This is a genomic window from Streptomyces sp. B21-105 (assembly GCF_036898465.1).
GTDB lineage: Bacteria > Actinomycetota > Actinomycetes > Streptomycetales > Streptomycetaceae > Streptomyces.
On sequence record NZ_JARUMJ010000001.1, the window covers coordinates 6,330,974 to 6,346,685 of the forward strand.

Sequence of the window (15,712 nt, forward strand, 5' to 3'; positions counted from 1 at the left end):
CCGTCGGTCTGTCGGTTTCTGTCCATGGCTCAATAGTTTTGTCCTGGGCATGAAGGACACCCTGTGTGGCCGGCCGAGACCAGCGGGTCGTTGTTCGGTTATCCGGCCGTTACTAGCCAGTAACGAACCCCCTTGTGCGGGCGGCGAGAATGCACCACGATCGGCCACGCTCGGTCCAATCCCGTACCCCGACAGCCGGTTGGGCGGACGGGTTCTCCTGGGTCCCCACCGAGCAGGGCCGGCGACAGTGATGTCGGCCCTCGGACAGGGGGGTCTTCGCCGAGGCGGAGCCTGTCCGGCAAGGTTGTGCGTGATGCGTGTCAGGCGCGACCAGTGGTTGTCGCTCGGGGGTGATCGCCGATGATCGGTGCGCGGTACGCGCCTTTCGAAACAGGCGCTCCCCTTCCCGAGGACGTAGCACTTCTCCCATCCCTGGCCGACTGAGTCGCCCTCATCGGAGGCGAGCCGGAGCCAGGAGATGTACGTCCGAGAAGGAGGAAATATGGAGTCCCAGGTGCGTGGCGGGACCAGATGGAAGCGCTTCGCTGTGGTCATGGTGCCCAGCGTCGCCGCTACGGCGTGTATAGGTGTCGCTCTCGCGCAGGGTGCACTGGCCGCGTCGTTCAGTGTTTCGGGGCAGTCGTTCAAGGTCACCGCCGACAAGCTCGTCGGTACCGGCTTCGCGCAGTACGGAGCCATCGACTCGGGGTACAACCTCGACGGCAGCAAGACTGCTCACGCGGTCGCGGTCTCGTCCTTCAGCAAGGCCGAGATCACGAACATGTGCCAGTCCGTGGTCACGCCGAACATCCCGCTGCTCGGCTCGGTGAGCCTGACGCTGAAGGCGGGCGGCGGCGGCACGCCGGTCCAGGCCGACAACCTCTACATCGATGTCGAGGACCTCAGCGCCAACGCGACGTTCGAGAACATCCGGATCGGCGTCGCCGGCAAGGACCTCAAGGGTCCCGGCATCAAGAGCGGTGACGCCGCCAACCCGTTCGGCTTCGGTCAGGACGCCGACAAGGCCACCCTGACCGACGTGAAGCAGACGGCGTGGGCCACCACCGCCGGAACCTTCAAGCTCAGCGGCCTGAAGATGTCGCTGTCGTCGGGCGTCAAGGAGTGCTACTAAGCACTCGCTGACGGGCGGGGGAGCCGGTGGCGCCCCCGCCCGTCCAGTCTGAAGCCCGGGGCTTCACCAGTCGTACGACTCACCACCACAGCAAAGCCGCACCAGGGAGCTGTTTTCCATGAGCGCCGAGACCCCTGACGCCCCCGGCCAGTTCACCCGCCGGAGGGAGCAGTTCCGCGCCTGGCGGGGCACCAGGCCTTTCTGGGCGGGCCTGTTCGTCCTCCTCGCCGGCTTCCCCATCGCCTACTTCCCCTACGCCCATCTCCAGGTGGGCCATCTGACTCTGGCGATGGCGACCACGGCGGGCGCGGGGTCGCTGATCATCGGCGTGCTGCTGGGCGTCCTGGGCATCAGTCTGTGGTTCCAGAAGCACGTACAGGTCTTCGCGGGCGTCGCGGCGATCCTGCTCGGCCTGGTGTCCATCCCGGTGTCCAACCTCGGCGGCTTCCTCATCGGCTTCTTCTTCGCGCTGATCGGTGGGGCGATGGCCGTGTCGTGGGCGCCCGGCACGCCGCCCGCGCCCGCTGCGGGCCCGGAGGCGGCCGCGAGCGCCGGAGGAGCCCCGCAGGGCGCGCACCCCGAAGGCCCCGCCACGGCGGGCGACCTCACCCAGAACCCGTACAGCACGGGCCCGGACCGGACCGGCGGGCCGTCCTTCACGAAGGACGCCGACGGACCGGGCGAGCCGCACGACCTGCACGACCTGCACGATCTGTCAGGAACGAGCCCGGCGAACGGGGCGAACGGGAGGCACAGTGCCGGCTGACGAGGTTTCCACCGGGAGCGATGTGGACGCTGCCCGCGTGAGAAGCACCGGGCCGCGGCACGCGGCACCCAAGAAGCCGCTGTTCACCAGGCTCCACATGCCGGCCGGCAAGGCGATAGCCCTGGCGGCCATGCCGACCGCGGTGCTGATGGGGATGGGCTTCACGCCCACCCTCGCCAACGCGGAGGACCAGCCGGCGTCCAAGAGCCTCACGATCGACGAGTACAAGGACTGCGTGGCGGCCCTGGAGGAGGCGGACGCCTCGCCGTCCGCCTCCGCGAGCGAGTCCGCCGACGACTCCAAGGACGACGCGAAGGACTCCAAGGACTCCAAGGACGACGCGAAGGACTCCAAGGACTCCGAGGACGGCTCCAAGGGCTCGGACGACTCCAAGGGCACGGCGGGCGACTCCGGCAAGGGCGGCTCGGCTTCGTCGGATTCAGGTTCCGACGACGCGGCCACGCCCTCTCCGGCGGCGTCCTCCGCCCCCGACAAGTCCGCGACGTCCGCCGACAGCACGACGACGACCCCGACGGACACCGAGACGAGCAAGAACGTCCTGGAGACCATCGGCGACGCGATCACGGACCTGTTCGACGGCAAGGACTCCGACGACGCGACGACCGAGGCGAACCCCTCGCCGTCGGCCTCCGCCCCGGCGGCCGGCGACTCGACGTCGGGCTCCGGGTCCTCGGACACCTCCGGCTCGGGCTCCTCCGGCACGGACTCGTCGTCCGGCAAGTCCTCCTCCGGCAAGTCTTCCTCGAAGACCTCGGCGGGCACGGCCAAGGACACCGCCGACGCCGTCACCGACAAGGCGAAGGACACCGCCGAGGACGCCGCCGACAAGGCCGAGGACACGGCGAAGGACACGGCGAAGGACGCCAAGGACACCGCCGCCGACGCCACGGCCTCGCCGAGCGCGTCCAAGGACGCCACGACGGACGCCGACGACTGCCCCGCCGCCACGGACGACGAGGGCGGCATCGACAACGGCAAGGTCGCGCTGCCCGACGAACCCTGGTTCCTGAACGCGAGTTCACTGCTGCTCAAGGGCGCCGACTACCAGGGCGTCGTGAAGGTGAAGACGGCCAACGGCACGGTCAAGGAAGTGCTGAAGTACGTCATCTCCGACGGCACCGACATCGGCGACCTGCACCAGACGGTCAACGACAAGCAGTCCGGCAGGACGTACCACGTGCAGGCCGGCAAGGGCACGACGTCCACCATCCGTGACGGCGACACGATCATGTACACCGAGAGCATCTCCGGGAACCTGTTCGGCCTGATACCGGTGACGTTCAGCCCGAAGAGCCCGCCGCCGCTGAACATCCCGCTGATCTACTTCACCAACGTCAAGGTCCAGCAGGCCGGCCAGTTCGGCGGCACGCTGACGGTGCCCGGGCTGCACCAGTTCACGACCGCCGGCTGAGCCGGGCGACCCGCGCGCCCCAGCCCGTCCGGGAGCCCGTCGGCCCGTCCGGGAGGCCATGAGCCCGTCCCGTAGCCGCACAACGCCTGAGGGCGCCTCCTGTGTCACAGGAGGCGCCCTCAGGCGCGTACAGGGCCCTTCACGGCCCGCCGCTCAGTCGTGGCCCGTCGGCTCAGTCGCGGGAGCCGCCGCCGAGGTGGTGGACCCGGAGCATGTTGGTGGTGCCGGGGACGCCGGGGGGCGAGCCGGCGGTGATGATGACGACGTCGCCCGGGTTGAAACGGTTGATCTTGGCGATCTCCTGGTCGACCATGTCGACCATTTCGTCCGTGGTGTTCACGAACGGCACGATGTGCGACTCGACGCCCCAGCTGAGCGCGAGCTGGTTGCGGGTGCCCTCGTCGGTGGTGAAGGCGATGATCGGCTGGGTCGCGCGGTAGCGCGAGAGCCGGCGGGCGGTGTCGCCGGACTGGGTGAACGCCACCAGGCCGCGGCCGCCGAGGAAGTCGGAGATCTCGCACGCGGCGCGCGCGATCGAACCGCCCTGCGTGCGCGGCTTCTTGCCCGGCACGAGCGGCTGCAGACCCTTGCTGAGCAGCTCCTGCTCGGCCGCGCTGACGATCTTCGACATCGTCTTCACGGTCTCGATCGGATACGCGCCCACGCTCGACTCGGCCGACAGCATGACCGCGTCCGCGCCGTCCAGGATCGCGTTGGCCACGTCGGAGGCCTCGGCGCGGGTCGGCCGGGAGTTGGTGATCATCGACTCCATCATCTGGGTCGCCACGATCACCGGCTTGGCGTTGCGCCGGCACAGCTCGATCAGGCGCTTCTGCACCATGGGCACCCGCTCCAGCGGGTACTCGACGGCGAGGTCGCCACGGGCGACCATCACACCGTCGAACGCCATCACGACGTCCTCCATGTTCTCCACCGCCTGCGGCTTCTCCACCTTGGCGATGACGGGGACCCGGCGGCCCTCCTCGTCCATGACCCGGTGGACGTCGGCGACGTCCTTGGCGTCCCGGACGAAGGACAGCGCGACCAGGTCCGCGCCCATGCGCAGCGCGAACCGCAGGTCGTCGATGTCCTTCTCGCTGAGCGCGGGCACGTTGACGGCCGTGCCGGGCAGGTTGATGCCCTTGTGGTCGGAGATGACCCCGCCCTCGATGACGATCGTCCGCACCCGCGGGCCCTCGACGTCGAGGACCTTCAGCTCGACGTTGCCGTCGTTGATGAGGACCTGGTCGCCGCGCGAGACGTCGCCGGGCAGACCCTTGTAGGTCGTGCCGCAGATCGTCTTGTCGCCGGGGACGTCGTCGGTGGTGATGGTGAACTCGTCACCCCGCACCAGCTCGACGGGGCCCTCGGCGAAGGTCTCGAGGCGGATCTTGGGGCCCTGGAGGTCGGCGAGGACGCCGATGGCCCGGCCGGTCTCCTCGGCGGCGGCACGGACCCGGTCGTACCGGCCCTGGTGCTCGGCGTGGGAGCCGTGGCTGAAGTTGAAACGGGCCACGTTCATGCCGGCCTCGATCAGCGACACAAGCATTTCGTGGGAGTCGACCGCGGGGCCGAGAGTACAGACAATTTTCGAACGGCGCATGGGGTGATCCTATCGGTTTGTTTCGCAACGGAATATTCCGTCTGGCGGAAGATACAAATGAGAAGGAGTGTGCTCAGTTGCTTTCCCGCTCAGTTGTCATGCGGCGTACCGCAAATGATTACCCCTTCACCAGCGCGTAGGTCTGCGTCGCGATCTCCAGTTCCTCGTCCGTCGGCACCACGGCGACCGCCACCCGCGCGCCGGCGGGCGAGATCAGCCGCGGCTCGTCACCGCGTACCGCGTTCAGCTCGGCGTCCACTGCCAGGCCCAGGGAGCCCAGCCCCGCGACGGCCGCCTCCCGTACCGGCGCGGCGTTCTCCCCGACCCCGGCGGTGAACGCCACCGCGTCCACGTGCCCGAGTACGGCGTAATAGGCGCCGAGGTACTTCTTCAGCCGGTGAATGTAGATGTCGAACGCGAGCTTCGCCCGCTCGTCGCCCTCGTCGATCCGCCGACGGATCTCCCGCATGTCGTTGTCCCCGCACAGCCCGACGAGACCGCTCTTCTTGTTGAGAAGAGCATCGATTTCGTCGATGGACATTCCACCGACACGAGCCAAATGGAAGATGACGGCCGGGTCGACGTCTCCCGAGCGCGTACCCATGACGAGACCTTCCAAGGGCGTCAGTCCCATCGAGGTGTCCACACAGCGGCCCTTCTCGACGGCCGACGCCGACGCCCCGTTGCCGAGGTGCAGCACGATGACGTTCACCTCCTCGGGGGACTTGCCCAACAGCTTCGCCGTCGCCCGCGAGACGTACGCGTGCGACGTCCCGTGGAAGCCGTAGCGCCGCACCCGGTGCGCGTCCGCGGTCTCGACGTCGATCGCGTAGCGGGCCGCCGACTCCGGCATCGTCGTGTGGAAGGCGGTGTCGAACACGGCGACCTGCGGCAGGTCGGGCCGCAGGGCCGTCGCCGTGCGGATACCGGTCAGGTTCGCCGGGTTGTGCAGCGGCGCGACCGGGATCAGCCGCTCGATCTCGGCGAGCACGGCGTCGTCCACCACGGTCGGCCGGGTGAAGTGCCTGCCCCCGTGCACGACCCGGTGCCCGATCGCGGCGAGCTCGGGGGAGTCCAGCCCGAGGCCGTCCCTGGCCAGCTCCTCGGCGACGGCCTTCAGCGCCGCGCCGTGATCGGCGAACGGCCCGCCCTGCTCACGGGGCGCGCCGCCGGTCGCGAGCGGGGAGTGCTTCAGCCGCGAGGTCCGCTCGCCGATGCGCTCGACGAGCCCGCTCGCCAGCCGACTGCTGTCCCGCATGTCGAGCAGCTGGTACTTCACCGACGAGGAGCCGGAGTTGAGGACGAGGACGCGGGTCGCGCTCACGGGTCGTCGGGTCGCGCTCACAGGTCGGTCGCCTTCTCGCTGGAGGCCGGTCCGGCGGTCCGGCCGGCCTGGGACGGTATCTGGGCCTGGATGGCCGTGATGGCCACGGTGTTGACGATGTCCTGGACGAGAGCGCCCCGCGACAGGTCGTTGACCGGCTTGCGCAGCCCCTGCAGCACCGGCCCGACCGCGATCGCGCCGGCCGAACGCTGCACCGCCTTGTAGGTGTTGTTGCCGGTGTTGAGGTCCGGGAAGATCAACACGCTGGCCTGGCCCGCGACTTCGGAGCCCGGCAGCTTGGTGGCGGCGACCGTGGGCTCGACGGCGGCGTCGTACTGGATCGGCCCCTCGATCTTCAGATCGGGACGCCGCTCGCGCACCAGCTCCGTCGCCTCCCGCACCTTGTCGACGTCCGCGCCGGAGCCGGAGGTGCCGGTGGAGTACGACAGCATCGCGATCCGCGGCTCCACGCCGAACTGCGCGGCGGTGGCGGCCGCCTGGACGGCGATGTCGGCGAGCTGCTCGGCGTCCGGGTCGGGGTTCACCGCGCAGTCGCCGTAGACCAGGACCTTGTCGGCGAGGCACATGAAGAACACCGACGACACGATGTCGGCGTCCGGCTTGGTCTTGATGATCTCGAACGCGGGCCGGATCGTGGCCGCCGTGGAGTGCACCGAACCGGAGACCATGCCGTCGGCGAGACCCTCCTGCACCATGAGCGTGCCGAAGTAGTTCACGTCCGAGACGACGTCGTAGGCCAGCTCGACGGTGACGCCCCGGTGGGCGCGCAGCGCCGCGTACTTCTCGGCGAAGGCGTCGCGCAGCTCGCTCGTCGCCGGGTCGATGAGCCGGCAGTCGCCGAGGTCGATGCCCAGGTCGGCGGCCTTCTTGCGGATCTGGTCCACCGGCCCGAGCAGGGTGAGGTCGCACACGCCGCGACGCAGCAGCACCTCGGCCGCGTGCAGCACCCGCTCCTCGGTGCCCTCCGGCAGCACGACCCGGCGCTTGTCGGAGCGGGCCTGCTCGAGGAGCTTGTGCTCGAACATCATCGGCGTGACGCGGTCGGTGCTGGGCGCGGAGACGCGCCGGAGCAGATCCGCCGTGTCCACGTGCCGTTCGAACACCCCCAGCGCGGTCTCCGCCTTGCGGGGCGTCGCCGCGTTCAGCTTGCCCTCCAGGGAGAACAGCTGCTCGGCGGTGAGGAAGCTGTTGCCGGGCACCGAGACGACCGGTGTGCCGGGGGCGAGGCGGGCGGCCAGCGTCAGGATCTCCTGCGTCGGCACCTCGCCGAGGGTGAGCAGCAGACCGGCGATCGGCGGGGTGCCGGCGCTGTGCGCGGCCAGCGAGCCGATCACCAGGTCCGCCCGGTCGCCCGGGGTGACGACCAGACAGCCGGGGGTCAGGGCCGCGAGGAAGTTCGGCAGCATCGCCCCGCCGAAGACGAAGTCGAGGGCGTCGCGGGCCAGCCCGGAGTCGTCGCCCAGCAGCACCCGCGCGCCGAGGGCGTGGCTGATCTGCGAGACGGTCGGCGCGGACAGCGCGGGCTCGTCGGGCAGCACGTAGCAGGGCACGGGCACCCGGGCGGCGAGCCGGGAGGCGATCTCCTCCCGGTCCTCCCGGGCCACCCGGTTGGTCACCATGGCGAGGACGTCGCAGCCGAGGCCCTGGTACGCCCGGTAGGCGTTGCGCGTCTCGGCGAGCACCGACTCCACCGTCTGCCTGCGGCCGCCGACCACCGGGATCACGGACGCGCCGAACTCGTTGGCGAGGCGAGCGTTCAGGGCGAGTTCGTCCGGGAACTGGGTGTCGGCGTAGTCGGTGCCCAGCACCAGCACGACGTCGTAGGCGCGGGCCACGACGTGGAAGCGCTCCACGAGGGTGGAGACCAGTTCGTCCGCGCCCTGCTCCGCCTGGAGGGCCGACGCCTCGTGGTAGTCCATGCCGTAGACCGTGGCCGGATCCTGCGCCAGCCGGTAGCGCGCACGCAGCAGTTCGAAGAGCCGGTCCGGCCCGTCGTGGACGAGCGGACGGAACACGCCCACCCGGTCGACCTGCCGGGTCAGGAGCTCCATGACCCCCAGTTCGACGACCTGGCGGCCGTCGCCGCGGTCGATACCGGTCACGTACACGCTGCGGGTCACGCCAGCTCTCCGTTTCGTTCCGGGACACATCGGGGACGCACATCCGGGACACACCGTCCGGGACACAAAAATCGCCCACCTAGGTGAGCAGATCCCTCTTGACAATACCCCCGGCCATGATTAAGGCGCCCGTCAAGAGACAGCGCGCTCGGCGGCGTGAAACAATCGAATCCGGCTCACCGGCAACGACAGCGAGCAGGAGACACAGCACGATGCGCATCGGAGTTCTCACGGCAGGCGGCGACTGCCCCGGCCTGAACGCAGTGATCCGGTCGGTCGTGCACCGCGCCGTCGACAACTACGGCGACGAGGTCATCGGCTTCGAGGACGGCTACGCCGGGCTGCTCGACGGCCGCTACCGGACGCTCGACCTCAACGCGGTGAGCGGCATCCTGGCCCGCGGCGGCACCATCCTCGGCTCCTCCCGCCTGGAGCGCGACCGGCTGCGCGAGGCCTGCGAGAGCGCCTCCGACATGATCCACGACTTCGGAATCGACGCGCTCATCCCGATCGGCGGCGAGGGCACGCTGACGGCGGCGCGGATGCTGTCCGACGCCGGTCTGCCGGTGGTCGGCGTGCCCAAGACGATCGACAACGACATCTCGTCCACCGACCGCACCTTCGGCTTCGACACGGCGGTCGGGGTCGCCACCGAGGCGATGGACCGCCTGAAGACGACCGCCGAATCCCACCAGCGGGTCATGGTGGTCGAGGTCATGGGCCGCCACGCCGGCTGGATCGCGCTGGAGAGCGGAATGGCGGCGGGCGCGCACGGCATCTGCCTGCCCGAGCGCCCCTTCGACCCCACCGACCTCGTGAAGATGGTCGAGGAGCGGTTCGCGCGCGGCAAGAAGTTCGCGGTGATCTGCGTCGCCGAGGGCGCGCACCCGGCCGACGGCACGATGGACTACAGCAAGGGCGCGATCGACCAGTTCGGCCACGAACGCTTCCAGGGCATCGGCACGGCGCTGGCCTACGAACTCGAGCGGCGGCTCGGCAAGGAGGCCCGCCCGGTCATCCTCGGCCACATCCAGCGCGGCGGCGTCCCGACGGCGTACGACCGCGTCCTCGCGACCCGCTTCGGCTGGCACGCGGTGGAGGCGGCGCACCGCGGCCAGTTCGGGCGGATGACGGCGCTGCGCGGCACGGACGTGGTGATGGTGCCGCTGGCCGAGGCGGTCACCGAGCTGAAGACGGTCCCCACGGACCGGATCGTCGAAGCCGAGTCGGTCTTCTAGGACGGGCCTCGCCACCAGGAGGAACCCCAGGACCATTTCTTTGCTCCCGCGACGGTCTAGGGGTTTGCCGGCCGCCGCCGCTTCCGCTCCTCAGCGGGCTCTCGGTGCGCTCCTGACCCATCGGTACACCAGCTCGGGGCGGCCCACCTGCCCGTACAGCGGCTTGCGCTCGGCCCGGCCGGAATCGACCAGATGCTCCAGATAGCGGCGTGCCGTGATCCGGGAGATGCCCACCGCCTCGGCCACGCCGGCCGCCGTCAGCCCCTCCTGCGTCTCCCGCACCGTCGTCGTGACGCGTTCCAGCGTCGGGGCGCTCAGGCCCTTGGGGAGGGCGGCCGGCCCGGGGGCGCGCAGGGCGGCCAGCGCCCGGTCGACCTCGTCCTGACCGCTCGCCTCGCCCGCCGCGCCGCGGAACTCGGCGTACCGGACCAGCCGGTCCCGCAGGGTCGCGAACGTGAACGGCTTCAGCACGTACTGGACGACGCCCAGCGAGACGCCCTCCCGGACCACGGTGAGGTCCCGCGCCGACGTCACCGCGATCACGTCCGCGTGGTACCCCGCCGCCCGCAGCGAACGGGCCAGCTGCAGCCCGTGCGCGTCGGGGAGGTGCAGGTCCAGCAGGAGCAGGTCCACCGGCGTGCGGTCCAGCAGTCGCCGGGCCTCCGCCCCGGTGTGCGCCTTGCCCACGGCGACGAACCCCGGCACCCGTCCTACGTACATGACGTGGGCGTCCGCGGCGACCGGGTCGTCCTCCACGACCAGCACTCTGATGGGTTCCTCGGTCATCTGCTGCCTCCCGATCCCGACACGGATCCGGAGATACCGGATGCGGCGTTCGTCCGCAACGGCAGGCGCACCGCGAACTCGGCTCCGCCGCCCGCCGCCTCCGTCACCGACAGTGTGCCCTCGTGCCGCTGTACGGCCTGCCGGACCAGCGCCAGCCCGAGGCCCCGCCCGCCCGGCCCGGACGGCTTCGTGGAGAAGCCGCGTTCGAAGACCTGGGAGGCGTGCGCGGGATCCACGCCCGTCCCCGTGTCCGCGACCTGGAGCAGCAGCTCGGAGCTCTCCGTGGACGCCGTCACCGTCACCTTCGCCCGGACGCTGCCCTGGGCCGCGTCCACCGCGTTGTCGATCAGGTTGCCCAGGATCGTCACCAGGTCGCGGGCGGGCAGCGTCTCCGGCAGCAGACCGTCGTCCAGGGTGCTCTCCTGAGAGACCACCAGCTCCACACCCCGCTCGTTCGCCTGCGCGGTCTTGCCCAGCAGCAGGGCCGCCAGGACCGGCTCGCTGACGGCCGCGACCACCTGGTCCGTCAGCGCCTGCGCCAGCTCCAGTTCCGACGTCGCGAAGTCCACGGCCTCCTCGGCGCGCCCCAGCTCGATCAGCGAGACGACCGTGTGGAGCCGGTTGGCCGCCTCGTGGGCCTGCGAGCGCAGTGCCTGCGTGAAGCCGCGCTCCGAGTCCAACTCGCCCATGAGGGACTGGAGTTCGGTGACATCGCGCAGGGTGGCCACCGTCCCGCGCCGTTCGCCGCCGGACACCGGGGAGGTGTTCACCACCAGCACCCGGTCCGCCGTCAGATGCACCTCGTCCACCCGGGGCTCCGAGGCGAGCAGCGCGCCCGTCAGCGGGGCCGGCAGGCCGAGCTCAGCCACCGACGCGCCCACCACGTCCCCCGAGACGCCCAGCAGCTCGCGGCCCCCGTCGTTGATCAGGGCCACCTTGTACTGTCCGTCCAGCATCAGCAGCCCCTCGCGGACCGCGTGCAGCGCGGCCTGGTGGTAGTCGTGCATCCGGCTCAGCTCGGTCGCGTTCATGCCGTGGGTGTGGCGGCGCAGGGACGCGTTGATGACGTACGTGCCGATCGCGCCGAGCGTGAGCGCGCCGACGGCCCACGCGAACAGGGCCGTCACCTGGTCCTGCACCCGCTCGCTGATCGCCTCGACCCGGATGCCGGCGCTGACCATGCCGATGATCCGCTTGTCGTCGTCCCTGATGGGGGTGACCGCGCGGACGGACGCGCCGAGGGTGCCGGTGTACGTCTCGGTGAACGTGTGGCCCGCCAGCGCCTCGGCCGTGTTGCCGCGGAAGTGCTGACCGATCTGTTCCTCGTCCGGGTGGGTCCAGCGGATGCCCTCGGTGTTCATGATCGTCACGAAGTCGACGTCCGTGTCGAGCATGACGCGGTGGGCGTACGGCTGCAGCTCGGCCGTGGGGTCCGCGGTGTGGATCGCCGTCCGGACCGACGGGGAGTCGGCCACCGAACGGGCCACCGCCGTGGCCTGGCGGCCCGCCGCCTCCTCGGCCTGCCGGCCGTCGCTGACGTACGTGAACAGCGCGTAGCCCGCGACCACGACCGCTATCAGCACCGCCTGCATGGCGAACAGCTGCCCTGCCAGGCTGCGGGGACGGGGGAGGGTGGGGATGCGCATGCCGTCAGTGTGCCCCCGAGGTCAGGCGTGAACTAAATGAACGGAAGGGTGACCGCCCTCACACCGCACGGGATAGTCACGGCATCCCCCACAACTTCCCGGACGTGAGCCGCACGCCGGTGATGACGACGAAGACGTCAAGGAGGGCAGCCGTGGCCGCCAGCAGCACCCCCGATACGGCACCTGCCGCACCCGCCGTGAAGCGGGACCGCACCCACTACCTCTACATCGCGGTGATCATCGCGGTCGCCATCGGCATCGGCGTGGGTCTCGTGGCCCCCGACTTCGCCGTCGAGCTGAAGCCCATCGGCACCGGCTTCGTGAACCTGATCAAGATGATGATCTCGCCGATCATCTTCTGCACGATCGTTCTCGGCATCGGATCCGTACGGCAGGCCGCCAAGGTCGGCAAGGTCGGCGGCATCGCGCTCGGCTACTTCGTGGTCATGTCGCTGGTGGCGCTCACCATCGGCCTGGTCGTCGGCAACATCCTGGAGCCCGGCAGCGGCCTGCACATCACCGACGCCGTGAAGGAGACCGGCCAGGCGCAGGTCTCGGCCGAGGCCAAGGACACCACCGAGTTCCTGCTCGGCATCATCCCCACCACGATCCTCTCCGCGTTCACCCAGCCGGACGTCCTGCAGACCCTGCTCATCGCACTGCTCTGCGGTTTCGCCCTCCAGAGCATGGGCAAGGCCGGCCGACCGATCCTGCGCGGCGTCGAGCACATCCAGCGGCTCGTCTTCCGCATCCTCGCGATGGTCATGTGGGTCGCCCCGATCGGCGCCTTCGGCGCGATGGCCGCGGTCGTCGGCTCGGCGGGCGTGGACGCGCTCAAGAGCCTCGCCGTCCTGATGCTCGGCTTCTACACCACGTGTTTCCTGTTCGTCTTCATCGTGCTCGGCGCGCTGCTGAAGATCTTCACGGGCCTGAACATCCTGACGTTCTTCAAGTACCTCGCCCGTGAGTTCCTGCTGATCCTGTCCACCTCCTCCTCCGAGTCCGCGCTGCCGCGCCTCATCGCGAAGATGGAGCACCTGGGCGTCAGCAAGCCCGTCGTCGGCATCACCGTCCCGACCGGCTACTCCTTCAACCTCGACGGCACCATGATCTACATGACCATGGCGTCCCTGTTCATCGCCGACGCGATGGGCACGCCGATGTCGATCGGCGAGCAGATCCCGCTGCTGCTCTTCCTGTTCGTCGCCTCCAAGGGCGCGGCCGGCGTCACCGGCGCGGGCATGGCGACCCTGGCCGGTGGTCTGCAGTCGCACAAGCCCGCCCTGGTGGACGGCATGGGCCTCATCGTCGGCATCGACCGCTTCATGAGCGAGGCCCGCGCCCTCACCAACTTCGCCGGCAACGCCGTCGCCACGGTCCTCATCGGCACCTGGACGAAGGAGATCGACAAGGAGCGCGTCCAGCTGGTGCTGGCCGGCGGCCTGCCGTTCGACGAGAAGACCCTGCTCGACCACGACGACCAGAACGACCACCACGAGGACGACGTCGTCGCGGCGGGTCTGCCCGAGCAGCGCGAAGAGGGCGAGAAGGAACTCGCCAAGGCCTGACCGGCCCACGCACTCCGGGTGTCCGGCCCCGCCTGAACCGGGGCCGGACACCCGGCCAAGCCCCTTCCCGCAGTTCCTGGGCCCCACCCTCTCCGGGCGACCGAGCGCTCCCCCCGTGCCTCGGTCGCCCGGTCTTTTCGCGTTCCCCGCCCGGCCGGTCGGGTCAGCGCACCTGGGCCGCCGCTCGCTTTTGCCGCCCCCGGCGCACCGCCTCGGTCAGGCGGGTCAGGGACTCCGGGTCCAGCGTCAGGTCGGCCGCGGCGGCCGAGTCCCGGATCGTCTCCGGGCGGGTCGCGCCCGGGATCGGGACGACGGCAGGGGAGCAGGCCAGCAGCCAGGCCAGGCAGATCTGCTGGGGGCTCACGCCGTGCTCGCGGGCGATCTCGTGGAACGCGCCGAAGCGCCGCTCGCCGCCGTCCGCCGGGGCCGAGCCGTCCGCCGGGACCGGTCCGTCCAGGGAACTGCGGGAGACGCCGCCCAGCGGGCTCCACGGGAGGAACGCCAGCCCGAGTTCGGCCGCCAGCCGCAGCTCGGGCTCGCTGTCGCCGACGGCGGGGGAGAGGCGGTTCTGGACCGACACGAGCCGGTCGCCGAGGATCGCGTGGGCCCGGCGGATCTGGTCCGCGTCCGTGTTGGAGACGCCGGCCAGCCGGATCTTCCCGTCGTCGAGCAGGTCCCGCAGCGCGCCCACGGACTCCTCGAAGGGGACCGACGGGTCGGGCTTGTGCAGCTGGTAGAGGCCGATCGCCTCGACGCCGAGCCGCCGCAGGGAGTCCTCCGCGGCGGCCTTCAGATGGCGGGGGTCGCCGTTCACCGTCCAGTCCGCCGCGCCGCCCGGTCTGCCGCGGCCGCCCTTCGTCGCGACGAGCACGCCGTCCGGGTCACCGCCGTAGGACGCGAGGGCGCGGGCCAGCAGGCGTTCGTTGTGGCCGGGTTCCCCGCCCGGCAGGTGATAGGAGTCGGCCGTGTCCAGCAGGGTGACGCCGGCGTCCAGCGCGGCGTGCACCGTGGCCAGGGCGCGGGCCTCGTCGGGGCGGCCCTCGACGGACAGCGGCATCGCGCCGAGCCCGATCGCGCTCACCCGCAGATCTCCGAGCAGCCGGTGCCGCACGTCAGTTCACCGTCCCCAGGGTCTCGGCCACCGCGCGCGGCAGCCACCGGCGGGCGTCGCCGAAGGCGAACCCGAGCCCGGCGGCGCGGGAGTTGTCCATGGCGTAGCCGCGGCGGAAGGCGAAAGGCGACACCGCGCCGACCTCGGCCGGCCGGAACACCGTCCTGCCCCGCGGGACCCGCGCGGCCACCGCCTCGCACAGCTCCCGGGTGGTCAGCGTGCCGTGCGAGGCCGCGTTGACCGGGCCGGTGAAGTCCTCGCCCACCGCCCAGAACAGGAAGTCGGCGATCTCCTCGACGTGGATGTAGGTCGCCGGCCGGTTCACCGTCGGCACCGTGATCGGATCGCCGGCGCGCAGCCGGGAGGCGTAGTGCTGGAGCCGTCCCGTGAAGTCGTCGTCCCCGCCGAGGACGTGCGCGACGCGGACGGCCGCCCAGGGGAGGTCCGCCCCGGCGGCGAAGACGCCCTCCGCCTGCCGCTTGCCCTCGCCGTAGTGGGCCTCGGCGAACTCGGCGTCGTCCCACGGCAGTCCGGTGTCCACGTGCACGCTCAGCGGGTCGACGGCCTGCTCCGGCACGAGCGCCGCGGAGTCCTCGTACTCGTACACCTCGACCGTCGACGTCATCACATAGCGGCGGGTGCGGCCGGTGAACACGCGGCGGGCGACGGCGGCCTGGCGCGGGTTGTAGCAGACCTGGTCGACGACGACGTCGAAGGTCCGGGCCCCGAGCGCAGCGTTCAGCGCGTCCTCGTCGTCGCGGTCGGCGATCAGGTGGACTGCGCCCGGAGGCGGCGGCGACGATCCGCGGTTCAGCACCGTCACCCGGTCCCCGGCGGCGAGCAGCCGGGCGATCAGCCGCTTGCCGAAATAGCGGTTCCCGCCGATCACCAGCACTTCTCGTGTCTTTACCGCGTGCGCCTTTTCCATGACCATGATTCTTCCTGCGCACCCGCACGCGATGAAG

The 15,712-nt window shown here is 70.6% G+C and carries 12 protein-coding genes; 5 read left to right on the top strand and 7 right to left on the bottom strand.

The genetic code is table 11. The features are described from left to right. The first annotated feature begins 502 nt into the window (after positions 1 to 502). The 3 genes from QA802_RS28750 to QA802_RS28760 all read left to right on the top strand — a co-directional run bounded on the left by QA802_RS28750 (position 503) and on the right by QA802_RS28760 (position 3,330). The gene (locus tag QA802_RS28750) at positions 503 to 1,132 is read left to right on the top strand and encodes a DUF6230 family protein (RefSeq protein WP_334528485.1); all 630 of its coding nucleotides are present in this window, start codon (positions 503 to 505) and stop codon (positions 1,130 to 1,132) included. Positions 1,133 to 1,250: 118 nt separating this feature from the next. After that, the gene (locus tag QA802_RS28755) at positions 1,251 to 1,898 is read left to right on the top strand and encodes a DUF6114 domain-containing protein (RefSeq protein ID WP_334528487.1); all 648 of its coding nucleotides are present in this window, start codon (positions 1,251 to 1,253) and stop codon (positions 1,896 to 1,898) included. After that, on the top strand, positions 1,888 to 3,330 hold the full coding sequence (locus QA802_RS28760) for a hypothetical protein (protein ID WP_334528489.1): 1,443 nt from the start codon (positions 1,888 to 1,890) through the stop codon (positions 3,328 to 3,330). The genes QA802_RS28755 and QA802_RS28760 overlap by 11 nt, the downstream gene beginning before the upstream one ends. Before the next feature lie 172 nt (positions 3,331 to 3,502). On the opposite strand, the gene pyk is transcribed toward QA802_RS28760, so the two are convergent. From pyk to pta, 3 genes are all read right to left on the bottom strand, one after another. Continuing rightward, a complete protein-coding gene (pyk, locus tag QA802_RS28765; protein ID WP_319172172.1) occupies positions 3,503 to 4,933 on the bottom strand; it encodes a pyruvate kinase in 1,431 nt (476 codons plus the stop codon). 118 nt (positions 4,934 to 5,051) lie between these two features. Beyond that, on the bottom strand, positions 5,052 to 6,257 hold the full coding sequence (locus QA802_RS28770) for an acetate kinase (protein ID WP_334528492.1): 1,206 nt from the start codon (positions 6,255 to 6,257) through the stop codon (positions 5,052 to 5,054). A 17-nt stretch (positions 6,258 to 6,274) separates the two neighbouring features. After that, the gene (gene pta / locus QA802_RS28775) at positions 6,275 to 8,398 is read right to left on the bottom strand and encodes a phosphate acetyltransferase (RefSeq protein ID WP_334528494.1); all 2,124 of its coding nucleotides are present in this window, start codon (positions 8,396 to 8,398) and stop codon (positions 6,275 to 6,277) included. A gap of 212 nt (positions 8,399 to 8,610) precedes the next feature. Between pta and QA802_RS28780 the strand changes: the two genes are divergently transcribed. Then, positions 8,611 to 9,636, top strand: a complete 1,026-nt coding sequence (locus tag QA802_RS28780) for an ATP-dependent 6-phosphofructokinase (RefSeq protein ID WP_319172175.1) — start codon at positions 8,611 to 8,613, stop codon at positions 9,634 to 9,636. 90 nt (positions 9,637 to 9,726) lie between these two features. On the opposite strand, the gene QA802_RS28785 is transcribed toward QA802_RS28780, so the two are convergent. Together QA802_RS28785 and QA802_RS28790 are read right to left on the bottom strand one after the other, a co-directional pair. Next, positions 9,727 to 10,422, bottom strand: coding sequence for a response regulator (locus QA802_RS28785; RefSeq protein ID WP_334528497.1), 696 nt, complete (start codon positions 10,420 to 10,422; stop codon positions 9,727 to 9,729). Then, the gene (locus QA802_RS28790; protein WP_334528498.1) at positions 10,419 to 12,068 is read right to left on the bottom strand and encodes an ATP-binding protein; all 1,650 of its coding nucleotides are present in this window, start codon (positions 12,066 to 12,068) and stop codon (positions 10,419 to 10,421) included. Before QA802_RS28790 ends, QA802_RS28785 begins: the two co-directional genes overlap by 4 nt. A 122-nt stretch (positions 12,069 to 12,190) precedes the next feature. On the opposite strand from QA802_RS28790, the gene QA802_RS28795 reads away from it, so the two are divergent. Next, the gene (locus tag QA802_RS28795) at positions 12,191 to 13,636 is read left to right on the top strand and encodes a cation:dicarboxylate symporter family transporter (RefSeq protein WP_334534959.1); all 1,446 of its coding nucleotides are present in this window, start codon (positions 12,191 to 12,193) and stop codon (positions 13,634 to 13,636) included. 163 nt (positions 13,637 to 13,799) lie between these two features. Here the strand turns inward: QA802_RS28795 and QA802_RS28800 are convergent, their stop codons facing one another. Both QA802_RS28800 and QA802_RS28805 read right to left on the bottom strand, forming a co-directional pair. Beyond that, positions 13,800 to 14,747: an aldo/keto reductase gene (locus QA802_RS28800; RefSeq protein WP_334528500.1), complete on the bottom strand. Its 948-nt coding sequence runs from the start codon at positions 14,745 to 14,747 to the stop codon at positions 13,800 to 13,802. Between the two features lies 1 nt (position 14,748). Next, positions 14,749 to 15,681: an NAD-dependent epimerase/dehydratase family protein gene (locus QA802_RS28805; RefSeq protein WP_443042190.1), complete on the bottom strand. Its 933-nt coding sequence runs from the start codon at positions 15,679 to 15,681 to the stop codon at positions 14,749 to 14,751. Positions 15,682 to 15,712: the final 31 nt, after the last annotated feature.